The sequence below is a fragment of the Amycolatopsis sp. NPDC057786 genome (genome assembly GCF_042797905.1).
GTDB lineage: Bacteria > Actinomycetota > Actinomycetes > Mycobacteriales > Pseudonocardiaceae > Amycolatopsis.
The window spans coordinates 1-14,668 of sequence record NZ_JBHVKW010000092.1 but is presented as its reverse complement, the minus strand read 5'-3'; the positions used below and the strand labels follow the sequence as shown (position 1 = coordinate 14,668).

At 70.1% G+C, this 14,668-nt stretch carries 9 protein-coding genes; 2 read left to right on the top strand and 7 right to left on the bottom strand.

The features are described from left to right. Window positions 1-27: 27 nt before the first annotated feature. From ACFVM3_RS33180 to ACFVM3_RS33155, 6 genes are all read right to left on the bottom strand, one after another. Window positions 28-2,472 (bottom strand): ATP-binding protein, encoded by a 2,445-nt coding sequence (locus tag ACFVM3_RS33180; protein ID WP_378443857.1) that lies wholly within the window; start codon window positions 2,470-2,472, stop codon window positions 28-30. 245 nt (window positions 2,473-2,717) lie between these two features. After that, the gene (locus ACFVM3_RS33175; protein WP_378443856.1) at window positions 2,718-6,140 is read right to left on the bottom strand and encodes a hypothetical protein; all 3,423 of its coding nucleotides are present in this window, start codon (window positions 6,138-6,140) and stop codon (window positions 2,718-2,720) included. Between the two features lie 47 nt (window positions 6,141-6,187). Further along, the gene (locus ACFVM3_RS33170; protein ID WP_378443855.1) at window positions 6,188-8,059 is read right to left on the bottom strand and encodes a S1 family peptidase; all 1,872 of its coding nucleotides are present in this window, start codon (window positions 8,057-8,059) and stop codon (window positions 6,188-6,190) included. Window positions 8,060-8,097: 38 nt separating this feature from the next. Further along, window positions 8,098-8,613, bottom strand: coding sequence for a hypothetical protein (locus ACFVM3_RS33165; RefSeq protein ID WP_378443854.1), 516 nt, complete (start codon window positions 8,611-8,613; stop codon window positions 8,098-8,100). Then, window positions 8,610-9,197 (bottom strand): helix-turn-helix domain-containing protein, encoded by a 588-nt coding sequence (locus ACFVM3_RS33160; protein WP_378443853.1) that lies wholly within the window; start codon window positions 9,195-9,197, stop codon window positions 8,610-8,612. The genes ACFVM3_RS33165 and ACFVM3_RS33160 overlap by 4 nt, the downstream gene beginning before the upstream one ends. Before the next feature lie 171 nt (window positions 9,198-9,368). Further along, window positions 9,369-10,229: a peptidoglycan DD-metalloendopeptidase family protein gene (locus ACFVM3_RS33155; RefSeq protein ID WP_378443852.1), complete on the bottom strand. Its 861-nt coding sequence runs from the start codon at window positions 10,227-10,229 to the stop codon at window positions 9,369-9,371. Window positions 10,230-10,406: 177 nt separating this feature from the next. Between ACFVM3_RS33155 and ACFVM3_RS33150 the strand changes: the two genes are divergently transcribed. Next, window positions 10,407-10,535, top strand: coding sequence for a hypothetical protein (locus ACFVM3_RS33150; RefSeq protein ID WP_378443851.1), 129 nt, complete (start codon window positions 10,407-10,409; stop codon window positions 10,533-10,535). 236 nt (window positions 10,536-10,771) lie between these two features. Here ACFVM3_RS33150 and ACFVM3_RS33145 read toward each other — a convergent pair whose 3' ends face one another. Then, a complete protein-coding gene (locus ACFVM3_RS33145) occupies window positions 10,772-11,251 on the bottom strand; it encodes a hypothetical protein (protein WP_378443850.1) in 480 nt (159 codons plus the stop codon). A gap of 289 nt (window positions 11,252-11,540) precedes the next feature. Here ACFVM3_RS33145 and ACFVM3_RS33140 point away from each other — a divergent pair, with 289 nt between their 5' ends. After that, the gene (locus ACFVM3_RS33140) at window positions 11,541-14,498 is read left to right on the top strand and encodes a BTAD domain-containing putative transcriptional regulator (protein ID WP_378443849.1); all 2,958 of its coding nucleotides are present in this window, start codon (window positions 11,541-11,543) and stop codon (window positions 14,496-14,498) included. The last annotated feature ends 170 nt before the right edge of the window (window positions 14,499-14,668 follow it).

Below are 14,668 nucleotides of genomic sequence, written 5' to 3'. Positions count from 1 at the left end.
GGAACTATCCGGCGGGCGAAGTTCCGGTCACGACGAGACCATCGCGGTGCCCATCGCGTCGTACAGCGCCCGCGCGCGTTCGCGGAACGGCCTGGCCTTGTCCGGCTCACCGGCGTCGTCGTGGATCGCGGCGATCCCGGTCAGCGCGCGGGCCTCCTCGTGCGGTTCGCTGGTGAGCCGGGCGAGGTCGGCGGCGCGCGTGTAGTGCGCCATCGCGGACGACCGGTCCCCGCACGCCAGCGCGCTGTCCGCGAGCCCGTTGTGCACGAGGGTCTCCAGCGGCCTGATGCCGGTCGTCACCGCGATGTCGAGCGCCGCTTCCTGATGGAGGCGGGCCGTGGCCGCGTCGCCCTGCCGGATGTGCACCAGCCCGAGATAGGCCAGTGCGTACCCCTCGGCCTCCCGGTGGCCGCCTGCCCTGCTGACCGCCAGCGATCGGTCGAGGTGGTCGCGGGCTTCCGGCCACCGGCCCAGCGCGCGGTACACGTCGCCGAGGTTGTGCAGCGAGATCGCCTCGCTCAGCCGGTCGTCGATGGTCTGGGCGATGGTCAGGCATTGCCGGTAGCAGCCGAGAGCGGCGTCCAGATCGCCACGGCGCTCGTGGATGAAGCCGAGGTTGGACAGCGAGCGTCCCTCGTTGAGCCGGTCTCCGGTCTCCTGGGAAACGGTGACCGCCCTGCTCAAGTGGTCCGCGGCGGCGGCGTACCTGCCCAGCTGCGCGTACACGGTGCCGAGGGTGTTCAGCGCGCGGCCGGCGACGACGGGGCTGCCGTCGACGTCGAGGCAGCGGGTCAGATGGGTCACCGCCTCGTCGAAATGGCCGAGCCTGGCGCAGATCGCGGCCAGGTCGACGAGCGCCTGCTGGGTGCCGATGGCGTCGCCCGCCCGCTGAGCCTCGGTGAGCGCGAGCCGGTGCAGGGTGCGCAGGGCGCCGTAGTGACCGTTCACCCGCAACGCCTGCCACAGCACGGTCGAGAGGTCGCGGGCGTAGGTGTCCCCGGTGGCCGACGACTGTTCCGCGATGGCGATCAAGGTGGGCAGCTCCGCCGCCAGCCAGGTCGCCGCCTCCTCGGCGCCGGTGAACACGACGTTCCCGGCGACCGGGGTGAGCAGCGGTCTTCGGTTGGGGTCGCCCGCCGTCATCGCCCTTGCCGCGTCGGCCGCTCCGGCGACACAATGCTCGCCGAGGCGGCGCAGGGCCGCCGACCGCCGCTCCGCCGGTTCCTCGTCGGCGCGGCCGCGCGCGTAGTCGCGGACCAGGTCGTGGAATTCGAACCGGCCGTCCGCGCGGTGCGCGAGCAGCAGGTGGCTGTCGACGAGCGCGTCGAGGAGCCGGCGGGTCTCCGCCGGATCCGTGCCCAGCAGCGCCGCCGCGGCGGTGGTGTCCCAGTGCGGGCCGGGATGGAGCCCGAGCAGACGCAGGGCCGAGGCCACGTCGCCGGGCAGCGCGTCGTAGGACCAGGACAGCACGGAGGGCAGTGAAGTGGCCTTCTCTTCGGTGGTCAGCGCGGCGAGCCGGTCCCCGGTCGGACGCATCGAGGACGCCACGTTCGCCAGGCTCCGGTTGTGCGCGAGCCGCTCACCGACGATGCGCAGGGCGAGAGGAAGGCCGCCGCACCCCGAGACCATGTCGGCGAGCGCGGTGCGGTCGGCGAATCTTCGCCCGGGGCCAGCCAGCCGGTCGAGCAGGGAGAACGACTCCTGCTCGGTCAGCAGCGGCACCGGCACCCGGTGCGCGTCGGCGCTGATCGTCAGCCCGTGCAGCGCCGCGCGGCTCGTCACCACCACCGCGCAACCCGCGTGTCCGGGCAGCAGCGGCCGGACCTGGTCCGCCGAGCGGGCGTTGTCCAGCACGATGAGCACCGAACGGCCTGCCAGCACACTGCGCAGCATCGCGGCCCGGTCGTCGAGGTCGGCGGGCACGTCCGCCACGGGCACGCCGAGCGCCCGCAGGAACGACCGCAGCACCTCACCCGGATCGGCGGGCGCCCCCGGACCGTACCCGCGCAGGTTCGCGAACAGCTGCCCGTCGGGGAAGTCCTGCTTGACCCGCTGCGCCCACTGCACGGCCAAGGAGGTCTTGCCGACCCCGGCCATGCCTTCCAATACCGCCACGACGACACCCTCGCCGTCGCCCTCGCCCCGGAGGGCGTCGAGCGCGTCGATCTCCCGTCGCCGCCCGATGAACGACGTGATGCCCGAAGGCAGTTGCGCGGGCGCCGGAACGACCGCCAACGTCGCGGGCGACACCGCGTCCAGGCAGTAGTGCCGCACGAACCGGCTCGCCTGCTCGCCCTGGAGACCCAGCCCCAGCGCCAGCGCCTCCACCGAATGGCGCCGGGGCCGGGTCACCCGGCCCCGCTCGATGTTGCTGATGCTGCGCACCGTCAGCCCGGTGCGTTCCGCCAACTCCTCCTGGGTGAGCCCGGCGTTCCGCCGCGCCTCACCCAGTAGCGAACTCGGACGCTCCATTTCGCGGATGATAGAGCGGGTGCGACGCCGGAAAACGGTGTTTCGTCCATGAATTTGATCGAATTTGGTCGAAAACGCCGGACCGGCCGCTCACGCTCAGTCCGCGCGGGAACACACAGAGGGTTCGCGCACGACACCCTGCCCATGTCGCTGACAACCCGCGTTACGTCAGACAAGGGGTTTGTGCGGTTCCCATGGCGGTGGTGAGCGTCGCCATGGGAACCTTCGCGAGTTGTCCGGATCGGTCAGTCGAAGAGGTTGCTCAGCCAGTCGATGGCACCCACCGCTGTGTGATGTGCCCCTGCGCCGATCTTTTCGTAGTGGTGTTCGAGCAACGATTTCGCCTGGATCACGGCGATCTTCCGGACACCGGCGGGGATGGGCTCCGCATTTCCGATCCCCGTGAGGGCGGCGTTCACCAACCCCTTGCCGAGGGCGGTGTGAAACTCGGTGCTTTCCCAGCCGTATGCGATGCCGGACGCGCCTGCCGAGAGATACAGGCTGAGGACGGACACCGACTGGAGGGCGACGCTGGTAACGGCCAAGGGCAGGAACTTCTTGTTCAGCCCGAACGTGGCTGTGCCGATGATGGCGTCAAGTGTTCCGGTCACATCGGAGAGGCCGTCCCAATATGCCGCCATCAGTGCCGCGACGTCTTCGGTGTCCCAGGGTTTGGCCGGCCATACGCCGAAGATCGAGCAGTCGCCGCGTGCGAAGGGATCGTTGACGCAAAGGTCTGAGGGGCCGTCCTTCGTTTCCTCAGCGAGCCTCGCCGCTCTCTGCGCAGCCAGCGCGGCCTCGGCTTTCGCGGCCTCGATGGCGATGAATCGAGCATGGCTCGCCGCTTCCGCCGCCGTGGCGGCGTCCTCGCCGGCCTGGATGGCGGACGTGCGAGCGTTGTTCGCCGAGGTCTGGGCGCTGCGGGCGTAGCCGACCGCCCGGTCGGCGGAGTCGAATGCGCGCAGCATCGAGTAGTTCGCCGCGCGCCGTGCCCGGTTCGCGACCTCCGCCGCCTGTGCTGCCTGGTCGGCGGAGCGTTGGGCGTCCGCGGCGGACTGTTCCGCGGCGGTGGCGTTGTCGGCGGCTTCGGTGGCGGACCGCTGGGCGTCCGCCGCGTACGCCGTGGCCTTGTTCGCCCAGGTGACCGCTTCGGCGGCGGCCTTTCTGGCTTCGGCGGCGGCCTTGGACGCGAGGGCCGCGTTCGCCAGCGCGTCCGACGCGATCCGGGCCGCGTGTGCGATGGCCGCCCGGATCGCGGCGACGTGCGTAACCCAGTCGTGGTCGAGTTGGGTGGTGTCGTACTGGGTTCCGGAGACGAAGGTGCGGCGCATGTTGGTGGTGCCCGCGAGCGCTACCCGAGCCGCTGCCTTCGTGTACGGGCCGCCCTCGTTGAGCAGCCGGAACGCTTCGACCTGGTCGTCCTCGAGGGACGCGGTGAAGAGGTCGACCTTGACGAAGCGATGCAGCGCGGCCGCTGAACCGTCGTCCAGCGCGGCCTGGGCCGCGTTACGCACCGCGGTCCCAGGATTGGCGGCGAGAATGTCGAAAATCGTCACCCTGTTGTCTTCGGCTCCGGTCGTGATGGCACCGGTCGTGAGGAATTCGGTGACCGCGGCGGGATCGTTGCTTTCCACCGCACTGGCGGCGGCCCTGGCCACCGTCGGCGTGGACACGCTGGCGATGGCGGCGACGGATTCGGAATCGTCCTGCCGCTGTGACCGCAACCGGTCAGTACGGAGCCAGGCCAGCACCTCCTCGGCGCCGCCGGAGTAGGCGAATTCCGCCGCCGACCTCGTCCAGCTTCTGGTGGAAGCGGTCATGATCAGCTTGAGCGCGGCCTGCCGTCCCAAGGTGGCCGCCTGGCCGGTGTCGCCGTTACGTAATGCGTTTTCGGCATTGGCTATGAGGGTGCGGGTTTCCTCGTCGATCAGTGCGCTCTGCGTTTGTTGCCGTCGAGTTCTGGCCAGCCCGTCCGCCTCGGCCCGCGCCTTGTACTGGGCGAGCTCGACGGCGAGTTCGGTCTGCTCGGCAAGGGTGGCGGTCTCGACGTCCCTGGCTGCCTGCTCGACGGCTCGTGCCTGGTTGACCGTGTCCATGGCCAGGTTGGCGGCGGTGACCGCGCGCTGGGCGGCGGCGGTGGATCGGTTGGCGTAGTCGATCGCCTCACCGGCGTGGTTGGCGGCCTCCTCGGCGGCGGCCGCCGCGGCGTCCGCGTGGTCGGCCGCGCTGTTCGCGGCATCGCGGGCGGCGGCCGCCGCCGATGATGCCTGGTTGGCGAACGATCTTGCCGCGGCCGCCGCACGGTTGGCGCGCGCGGCCGCGGCGTTGGCCACGGCCGCGGCTTCACGCGCTTCCGCGGCCTCGGCCTGGGCCACTCCGGCGGCGCTCGCGGCTTCGGCCGACGCGTTCGCAGCCGATGCCGCGTCGGTGGCGGCGGCCGCGGCCGACACACCTGCTGAGACCGCGCTCCAGCTGGCGATCCGTGCCTGCTCCGCGGCCCGCGCCGCGTTGCGGGCCTTTCCGGCCGCGTTGCGGGCACTGACGGCGGCCTGCCGTGCGGCGGCTGCTTCGCTCGCGTTCTTGGACGCCGAAATGGCGGCGTTGTACGCGCGAGCAGCAGCCTGGCCCGCCGCCGCGGTGGCGTGCGCGGCGGCCTGGGCGGCGTATGCGGCGCGGCGCGCGGCCGCCTGTGCGGTGCGGGAGGCGCTGATCGCGGTGGTCGCGCAGGAAGCCGCGTTCCGCGCGGCGCGGGCGGCGGCGTTGGCGGCCTTCGCCGAGCGGCGCACGTCGTTTTGCGCGGCGCGGGCCTCGTCCAGTGCGGCGAGCGCGGCCTGTTTCGCCTTGGCCGCGGCCTCCTTCGCGGCGTTGGACAGGGCGATGGCCTGGTCGGTGCACTGCTGGGCGATACGGCCTTCTCGTTCGACGATGCCGACCAGTTGCTCGATGGTGGCGGCTTCTTTGTCACGGGCGCGTGCGATGTACTGGCCGGTGCGCAGGAACCAGTCGATCGCGCCAGGAGAACCGTTGTCGAGTGCTCGTTCGGCGTAGAGCTTCACCTGTGGCGACGCGGTGGCGAGCATGGCGAAGACGGCGGCCCGGTCGTCCTCGTCGTAAGCCGGGTACTGGCCCTCGTCGATGAACGTGGTGAACGCGTCCAGTGTGTTGGTGTTCAGGGCGTTGGTGGCCGCGCGCCGCACCGCGATCCCACCCGTGTTCTTGATGGTCAGGACCTCGACCCGCTTGTCCTCGGTGACCGCGGCGCTGTAGCCGTCCCGCAGGAAGGACGACATCGCGGCGCTGCCGCCGGACAGGGCGGTGCCGATCCCGGCGGTGGCCGCACGGCCCGCGAAGGGCAGCGCGGCGAAGAGGGCGAACCGGTTGTCCTCGTCGATGGCGTGCTGGAGCCGGTTGTTCAGGAAATCCGTGATGTCCGCGTCCGAACCGAGCAGCGCGGTCTTGCCCTCACGGCGGACCGCCTTGCCACCGATCTTGTACTGCCACAGTGCCCGACCCCTGGCGGTGTCCGGCAGTCCCGCCCTCGGCGGGCCGGTCTCGGCGAACGCCGGGCCGGCGCCGGCGAGGACGAACCCGGCGGGCAGTGCGGTCAGTGCGGCGGCGCCGCCGAACACGCGGAGTGCTTGGCGTCTGGACCATTCGTTCGAGGACATCACGGATTCCTTTCCAGAGCTGGCTTGCTTCAGGGTGGAGGTGGTCCTTACCAGCCGAAATTGCCCAGGCCGGTGCCGTACTGGATCTGGTTGAACCCGGCCGTGTTGACCGTCTTGCTGTAGGTCAGCGTGATCGCACCGGCCGGATCGACGGCCAGTGCGGGCTCGACGTCGGGGTTGGAGTTGGCCACGGTGGTGGTCCGCAGCGTCGGCAGCCTGCCGGTGGTGGTGCCGTCCGCGTTGACGCCTCGCACGTACACCTCGCCGCCGTACCGCCAGGCGACGACGGCGCGCCGCTGGCCGTCGATGCCGACCTTCGGTTCCGCCCCGTTCGGGCCGTAGCTGGTGGCGCCCCCGGTACCCGCCGCCGTGTACGACCGGACCGCGACCTGCCTGTTGCCCGTGCTGTCGTTCTGCCAGCCGACGACGAAGTTGCCCGCGAAGTCGGCGGCGATGCTCGCGTCCCGCTGATCCCCGGTGCCGCCGGGTGCGCGGTAGCCCAGTGACTCCGAGCCGTCCGGGGCGAACCCGCGAATGCGGATGGCGAACACCCCGCTGCCCGTGTTCATCTCCCAGACCACGACCGCGTTCCCGTTCGCGCCCATCGCCACGTCGGGGTTCTGGCTGGGACCGGCGCCGGGGCTGATGATCTGTTCCCACTTCTTGAGCGTGATGGCGGAATAGAACGCCAGGCGCACCTGCTTCGGGGCGCCGTCCCAGCTTTCGAAGGCGATGGCGAAGCCCGTACCGTCCGGGTCGGCGGCGATCCGGGGGTTCTGCTGCTGTCCGGCCGCGTTCGCGTTGACCGTGGTCGCACCGGTTTCGCGGGCGATGGAGTCGAACGTCTTCACCTTGACGTCGAAGTACCCGTTGCCGTCGTGGTCGTCCGCGTAGGTGACGATGGTCGTGCCGTCGTCACGGACGGCGACGTCCGGCTGGATGTGCTTCCAGTTCCCTGCGCCGGTCGAGGTGACCGCACGGGTGAACTTGGGCTGCCCGTTCTGGTACAGCCGCAGGTAGACGTTGGTGCCGACGGTGTCGGCGGGGTTGGTGCCCAGCCGGTCGTCCTCCCAGACCACCGCGGTCATCGCGCCGTTGCGCGAGGTCGCGACCGCCGAGTCGGTCTGGTTGTCGCCGGAGACCGTGGCCGCGTCGGTCCAGTGGACGCCCAGCGCGACGTTCGCGATCCACGGCCGCACGTCGTCGACGCGCGTGTCGACGGCCCCGGTCCGGGTCTCGGTCGACGGCGTGCCGAAACACCCGCCTTGCCAGGAGCGGCTGTTCACCGCGGCCACCTCGACGCCGGAGGCGGTGGTGCGCAGGGCGGGACCACCGGTGTCACCGGCGCATACGGCGGCGCCGTTCTGCCCGGTGAGGGCGAGGTTCCCACCGTTGACCCCGTCGACGGTGAAGGTTCCGGCGTGCTGGCGCAGCGGAGCCCACTCGGTGGTGGTGCGGCCGTAGGCGGGGAGCGTCAGCTGCTCGCCGGCCGTCGGCGCGGTCGAGCTGACCGCGACCGGGGTGACACCCGGGACGGAAAGGTTGAGCTGGGCCATCATCAGGTCCCGCGACTCGTGCGGCACCAGCCGGAGCACGTTCCGCACCACGCCGGCGGTGGTCGTGAGGTCGGGGCGGCCGATGGTCGCGGTGACGGGCTGGGGAGGTGTGCCCGACGGCGGGAGGCTCGTGCCGGGGGTGGCCGCGAAGCAGCTCGCGGCGGTGAGCACCCAGCCAGGGGCGACCAGCGCGCCCGTGCAGGCGCGGGCGCCGTTGCCGATGTCCAGCCGCGCGACGAACGCGTGGTCGGCGTTGCCGCCGACGACGGCCCCCGCGGGTGCGATCGTCACCGCGGTGGCGGCCAGGGCCAGGCCGGACAACAGGGCCAGCCTTCTCGAGCGGGTCCGGTCGGGTCTTGTCATGACAGAGTTCCTCACAACGTGCTGGAAGCGGTGGCCGGTCAACGGGAGACCTTGATTTCCAGGAGCGTGTACTCGCCGCCGGTGCCCTCCGGGTCGGCCTCGCCGACGCCCGCGTAGCTGTTCGGCGGCACCTTGTACGTCTTTTTCGTCGCCCCGTCGTCGGGGGTCAGCACGACGTCGCTGGTGAAGTTCCCGGTGTTCACGCCGTAGACGGACGGCATCTCGAGGGTCAGGTGGCCGGTCTTCCCGAAGACGCGGAAGCACACGTAGCCGGAGCCGGGCTGGCCGCGCCCGGCGATCCGCAGCAGGTCCGGATCCGTCGTGTCGGCCGGGCAGGTGGCGAGCAGCACGATGTGGCCGTCGCCGCGTTTGAGCAGGAATCCGCGCTCCGCCTGGATCTGCGCGGCCTGCGGGTAGTTGAAGTCCTCGATCGCGAGTGGTGGCAGATCGTCGGCCTGCGGGGTGACGTCGGCGCCGGCGGGCACGGTGCCGAGGGCGAAGGCGACGAGAGCGGCGAGCGTGGCGGCCATCGCCGCTCTCCACGGATGCTTCATACGGGTCTCCTCTTGCGGTGGGTTCCCGGCGCTGATGTGCCGGTGGTCGGTCGATACGAAGCCGCTGCCCGTTCGAATTCGGCGCGAGCCTGGCCGGACAGTCCGAGACCGGCCGCGATGAGCCGGACCGTGTCGCGGCGGGGCCTGCCGACCCGGCCGTGCTCGAGGTCTCTGATCGCCCGGACGCTGACGGTGGAGCGGGCGGCGAGAAGCTGTTGGGTCGCGCCGACACTGTGCCGGTGGCTCCGCAGCAACGTGCCGAAGCGGGTCGGATACCGCTGAGCGCCGGGCGCGCGGTCGTCCTCCGGGATCATCGCCTCCAGCGCGGGATCGGCGCCCGCCACCCGCATGAGGTAGCCGGGCGGTTCGGTGACGATGGACGCCGGCAGTCCGATCCCGCCCAGATTCGCCCGCAGGGCGGACACGCAGATCCGCACCTGGGTGTGCGCGGTGGCGGGCGGTTCGGTGTCCCAGACGGCGTCGACCAGCCGGTCGATGCCGACCACCCGGTTGGCGTTGAGGAGCAATACGGACAGCACGGTCGCTTGCCGTCCGGGCAGGATGATGCGAACACCTTGAGTCACTGGCGTCCTCCGCTTTCGCTCAGCGACTCGCGTCACCGATGCCGCATCAGCGTCGGTAAGCGGCGGGGGAGGGGCAACCGGAAACTTCCACGAAGAAGTGCCGGTTCGACGTCGGGTGCGTGACCGCGGGAAGCCCGCTCGGCTCTGGCGAGCGGAGCGGGCTCGGCGACGTTATCCGCAGCAGATGTTGTAGCCGTGGTTCCGCCAGAACAGCGACGGGCTCGGGTTGTCGAGAACCGGGTCGCCGGTGCTGTCCGACGCGCTCTCGTGCCTGCCCGGCCGGTACTCGACATGCGTGTGCGTGGCGCTGGCGCCGCGGTACTCCTCGGTGCCGATCTGCTGGCCGCGGCTGACGAACTCGCCGACCGAAAGTCCGTTCGACGGGTTGAGATGCAAGTAGATGATGGTGAAATCCTGATCACGGTTGTAGATCGCCAGCGTGGACAGGCCGCCGCTGCCGTTGCTGCCCTCGGTCTTCCTGATCACGGAACCCTGGGTCATGGAGTACACCGGAACGCCGAAGCCGCGCGCGAAGTCGATCCCCTCGTGCCTGCCCGACGTGTTCACGTAGCCGTCGAAATAGGAGGTGATGCGGCCGGAGTCGCTGTGGTACAGCCCGGTTTCCAGCCAGTCGTTGCCAACCAGGCCGAGCAGGTGGCCGACGTTGTCGTTGTACGTCGAGGTCAAGTTGCCTTTGGCGCCGTGCGTGAACGAGTCGATCGGCCCGGTCCAGCCGTTCTTGAAGAACACGGTGACCACCGCGTTCCTCCGGTTCCACACCGAAGCCGCGTTGTTCTTCACGCACAGGCCCTTCCCCGCGCCCGCGCCGAGGAAGTGATAGCAGTCGGAGCCCGTGCCGTAGTTACCGACCGACGCGTCGAAATCGCTGACCGATCCCTGCTGATTGCTGTTGTAGTACAAGCAGAACTCGCCGTCCTCGCAGACGCCGTTCCGTGCCGTCGCGGCCTGCGCCAAGGGGGTGACCAGGAGAGTGCTGCCCAACGCCAGTGCCACGCCGAGTAGTACGACCATGAATCTTCTCAACGACGTTCCCTTTCTCCTCGAATGCGGCGAATCAGCCAGTGCGCGACGGTACGGGCGTGCCGGATGCCGAGGGAAGTCATAAAGGGAAAACTGCCGCTCGGTCGACGGCGGCGCCTCGGTGGATCTCCAGTGCGGATAGCAGGATGTCGACGTTATCCACCCGGAATGGCCGACGTGAGGTTCTGCCGCCGCCCCGTGTCGTCGGTGACGCTGGTGTCGTGCCCCGACGAAAAGGGCACCTATCCCGAATCCGTGACGGGGGCGAAAGAGGACGACGGCGTCATTACCGAGTAGAGGTCGTGTACGGCTGAACCTCGAACGGAGTGTGGTGCCCCGGGATTCACTCGACCGGGGCACCACACGTTATTGAGGGGTAAGGCGAACATGTCGTGCTCGTGGGCGGGGTCGGCGGCGGGGTGAAGGCTCCCTTCGTCGCGTCTGATGCGGTGATGGGAGCCTTCGGCCCCTCTCGAAATCCGCGCATTTCCTTCGGGCTCAACGGAAGAGTCGGATTTTCGTGCGTGGAACGCTTATCCGTCCCGCCAGTGCCTCAGGGTCCCCATTTTGTATTCGCGGATACCGTCCCAGGCGAAGAAGATCACGGTCTTGAATCCGACGAAGCCTTCCGGCCAATCGTTGTTGCACACTTTCGTGGTTCCGCCGCCGGCGGTGTTGTAGCACGTCCAGTACCGGGGGGTTCCGTTGACCGTCATCTGCACCCGTGCCATGACCGGGTTCCCGTCGTCGCAGTGGTCCCGTACGGTGATGCGGTCCCCGTTGAGAGTGACCCAGGCGTCGCCCACGGACCTCCGTTCGCCCCAGCAGTTCATCGACGTGGCCATGCTGACCGGCCCGACGTCGATACTCGTGTAGTCGGCCGCCGCGGTATTGTTCGTGGCGAACACCTGAGTCAGAAATATCAGCGCTGCCGCTGCGACCGGCGCCAGAAGGCGCGAGAATCGGGACATTGCGACCCCTTCGGATTGGGTATTGTGGCAATCTGCCGCCACGGATCGATGTTCGCCCGATGGTAACGAGCGTCCGCCTTGGGCGCAGGGGGCATTCGAACCACAAAACTCTGCCCATTTCACTGAGTGTTCGGACGCGCCGGGTAAAGCTCCATAATGATTTGCGGACAGGGACCATGTCCAGCGGTAGCGGACCATTGTTCGGCACAGGCCTGCCGGATGGCGGGTGGCGCTCGACCGTCGGGTGAGTGGCCCTCGGGCGAGTGCGCGAGACTGGTGCCCGTGTGGTGACGGAGGGGGCGGACACGTGGAGTTTCAGGTGCTGGGGCCGATGCGGGTCCGTGGGGGCGGGCGGATCAGCGCGGTGCCTGGACGGTTGCAGAGAATCCTGCTCGGTGTGCTGCTCGCGCGGGCCAACCAGCCGGTGCCGGTGGACACCCTGACCGCCGCGCTGTGGGGTGACCGGCGGGATCCGCGCTCCGAGCAGCGGCTGCAGGTCCACGTTCACCGGTTGCGGGGCGTGCTCGCGGAGCCGGACCGGTTGCGGTTCGACGCGGCGGGCTACCGGCTGCGGGTGCTGCCGGGCGAGCTGGACTCTGAGCGGTTCGCGTCGCTGTGCGCGGAGGCACGAGCGGTCGCGGACGAGAAGCCACAGCGGGCGGTCGAGTTGCTGCGCGAGGCGATGGGCCTGTGGCACGCCGATCCGTTTCGCGACGCGGACATCCCGGTGCTCGCCGACTGGGCACGGCGGCTCGTCGAGCTGAGGCTGGTCGCGCTCGAGACACTCTACGAGGCCGAGCTGGCCTGCGGACTGAACGCGGCGGTCATCGGCGAGCTGACCGATCTGGTGGGGCGGTACCCGGTGCGCGAGCGGCTGCGCGGGCTGCTCATGACCGCCCTGTACCGAGCGGGGCGGCAGGCCGACGCGCTGGAGGCCTATCGCGCGGCACGGAGCACGATCGTCGAGGAGCTCGGCGTGGAACCGGGGCCCGAGCTGCGCGAGCTGCATCAGCGGCTGCTCGCGGGCGAGGCGCCGGGGCCGGACGAGAACACCTCGCCTGCGAGCGTTCCCGCTCAGCTGCCGATGGATGTGCGCGGCTTCGTGGGCAGGGAGGCCGAACTCGCGGAGCTCGACGGCCTGGTGTCCGAGGGGGAGACGGCGGCGATCTCGGTCGTGGCCGGCACCGCCGGGGTCGGCAAGACCGCGCTGGCCGTCCGGTGGGGGCATCGGATGCGGGAGCGGTTCCCCGACGGCCAGTTGTATGTCGATCTGCGGGGGTACGGTCCTGATCAGCCGGTCTCGCCGGAAGACGCGCTGGCGGGCTTTCTGCGCGCGCTGGACTTGGACGGTGCGGCGATTCCGCAGGAGCTCGCCGAGCGCGCCGCCCGGTTTCGGACCCTGGTCGCCCGGCGGCGGATGCTGATCGTGCTGGACAACGCCCGCACGGTGGAACAGCTGCGGCCCTTGCTACCCGGTGGCTCGTCGTGTTTCGTGGTGGTGACCAGCCGGGACGCGTTGGCCGGCCTCGTCGCTCGCGAGGGGGCCCGGCGGCTCGATCTCGATCGGCTGCCCGGCGAGGACGCGCGCGGCCTGCTGCGCGAACTGCTCGGGGATCGGGTGGACGCCGAGCCGTCCGCGGCACGGGAACTGGTGGAGCGGTGCGCCCGGCTGCCGCTGGCCTTGCGGATCGCCGCCGAGCTGATCCGGTCGGGGCCCGCCCGCGGTCTCGGTGAGTTCGTGGACGAGCTCGCCGGTCAGCAGAGCCCGCTCGATCTGCTGGATGTCGACGGTGATCCGCAGACCGCCGTCCGCGCGGTGTTCTCCTGGTCGTATCGGCGGCTGGACATCTCGGTGGCCCGGACGTTCCGGCTGCTCGGCCTGCATCCGGGGCACGACACGGACGACCGGGCGGCGGCGGCCCTGGCCGGAGCCGGAGTGCGGGAGACGCGCCGGGTACTGGACGTGCTGCGGCGGGCACATCTCGTGGATCGGACTTCCGACGGCCGTTACCAGCACCACGACCTGCTGCGGGCGTATGCCGCCGAGCTCACGGAATCCACCGACGGCGTCGACGAACGCGAAGCCGCGCTGAGCCGGCTGCTCGACCATTACGTGTCCACGGCTTCGGCCGCGATGGACGTCGTCGCGCGGGACGACTACGCCCAGCGGCCGAAGGCGTCGGAATCCCCCGGGGAAGGGCCGCTGTTCTCGACCTACGATCAGGCCTGGCGCTGGCTTGATGCCGAGCGGGCCAATCTCCTCGAAGCCGGCAGGCACGGCGGGACGGCGACCGTGATCCACCTGTCGGAGACCGTGTGGCGTTACCTCGACACGGGTGGCTACTACGACGATGCCGCGGCCCTGCACACTCGCGCGCTCGACGCCGCCCGCGATCTGAAGGACGAACGCGCGGAAGCGAACGCGCGACGCGTGCTCGGGGTCACGATGTCCCGCCGGGGCCGGGACCGCGAAGCGATCGACCATCTGGAGTGGGCGCTGGCGGCGTTCCAGCGCACGGGGGATCGCGAGTTGCAGGCGGCGACGCTGAGTTTCCTCGGCTGTGTGTACGGGAAGAAGGGCGAGCTGGAAGAGGCCCGGCGCAGGTTCGAGCGGGCACTCGCCCTGACCGATCCCGGCGGAAGCCGATTTTTGCACTGCGCGGTCAGGATCAATCACGCCCGTAACCTGTTGAGCCTCGGCCGGGCCGAGGAAGCCGGACGCCAGCTCGACGCGGTTTTCGCCTTGGACCGGGACGATCGCGACAAGTACATCGAGTGCAACGCCGTCAATCTGCTGACCAGGGTGTGTGTCCACCTTGGGCAGGACGAAGCCGCCTTCGGGCACGCTCACCGCTGCCTGGCGCTCGCCAGGGAAGCGGGCTTCCGTACGCAAGAAGCGGATTCTCTGGGGTTCCTCGGGGTGCTGTACCGGCGACGGGGTGATCACGAGCAGGCGTTGCGCCACCATGAGGAGGCGACGGCGCTCGCTCGCGCGGTCGGTGACACGGAACTGCTCGCCGAACTCCTCAACGCCCTGGGCGGCACCCACGCGGCGGCGGGACGACCCGCCGAAGCCCTCCGTTGTCACGGCGAAGCACTGGCCGTGGCCACCGAAGCGGGTCATGGCGAACTACTGGCCCACGCCCACGCGGGCATCGGCGATGTCCACGCCGAACTCGGCGAACACGACGACGCCCGCCGGCACTGGCTCCAGGTGCTCGCCTTCTACCGGGACCTCGACGTGCCCCCCACCACGGAAATAAGGAAGAAGCTCGGCGCTTCGGCGTGATGACGACTTCGACCGCCGCCCGGTCGCCGTCGCCGAGGACGGGGACCCCCCAGGTGCGTCCCCGTCCTCATTGTCCAAGTGTCCGGTGCACGGTTTCACCGCACTTTCATCGCGATGAAAGCGGGCCTGAGGTACATGAAGGTCCCCTTCCTTGCGCCTGGCGCAAGGAC

What these genes read in the sequence shown, in the direction of transcription:
- ACFVM3_RS33170 (WP_378443855.1), bottom strand. Translation starts at nt 8,059, where the DNA reads ATGACAAGACCCGACCGGACCCGCTCGAGAAGGCTGGCCCTGTTGTCC.
- ACFVM3_RS33180 (WP_378443857.1), bottom strand. Translation starts at nt 2,472, where the DNA reads ATGGAGCGTCCGAGTTCGCTACTGGGTGAGGCGCGGCGGAACGCCGGG.
- ACFVM3_RS33165 (WP_378443854.1), bottom strand. Translation starts at nt 8,613, where the DNA reads ATGAAGCATCCGTGGAGAGCGGCGATGGCCGCCACGCTCGCCGCTCTC.
- ACFVM3_RS33150 (WP_378443851.1), top strand. Translation starts at nt 10,407, where the DNA reads ATGGCCGACGTGAGGTTCTGCCGCCGCCCCGTGTCGTCGGTGACGCTG.
- ACFVM3_RS33140 (WP_378443849.1), top strand. Translation starts at nt 11,541, where the DNA reads ATGCGGGTCCGTGGGGGCGGGCGGATCAGCGCGGTGCCTGGACGGTTG.
- ACFVM3_RS33155 (WP_378443852.1), bottom strand. Translation starts at nt 10,229, where the DNA reads ATGGTCGTACTACTCGGCGTGGCACTGGCGTTGGGCAGCACTCTCCTG.
- ACFVM3_RS33175 (WP_378443856.1), bottom strand. Translation starts at nt 6,140, where the DNA reads ATGTCCTCGAACGAATGGTCCAGACGCCAAGCACTCCGCGTGTTCGGC.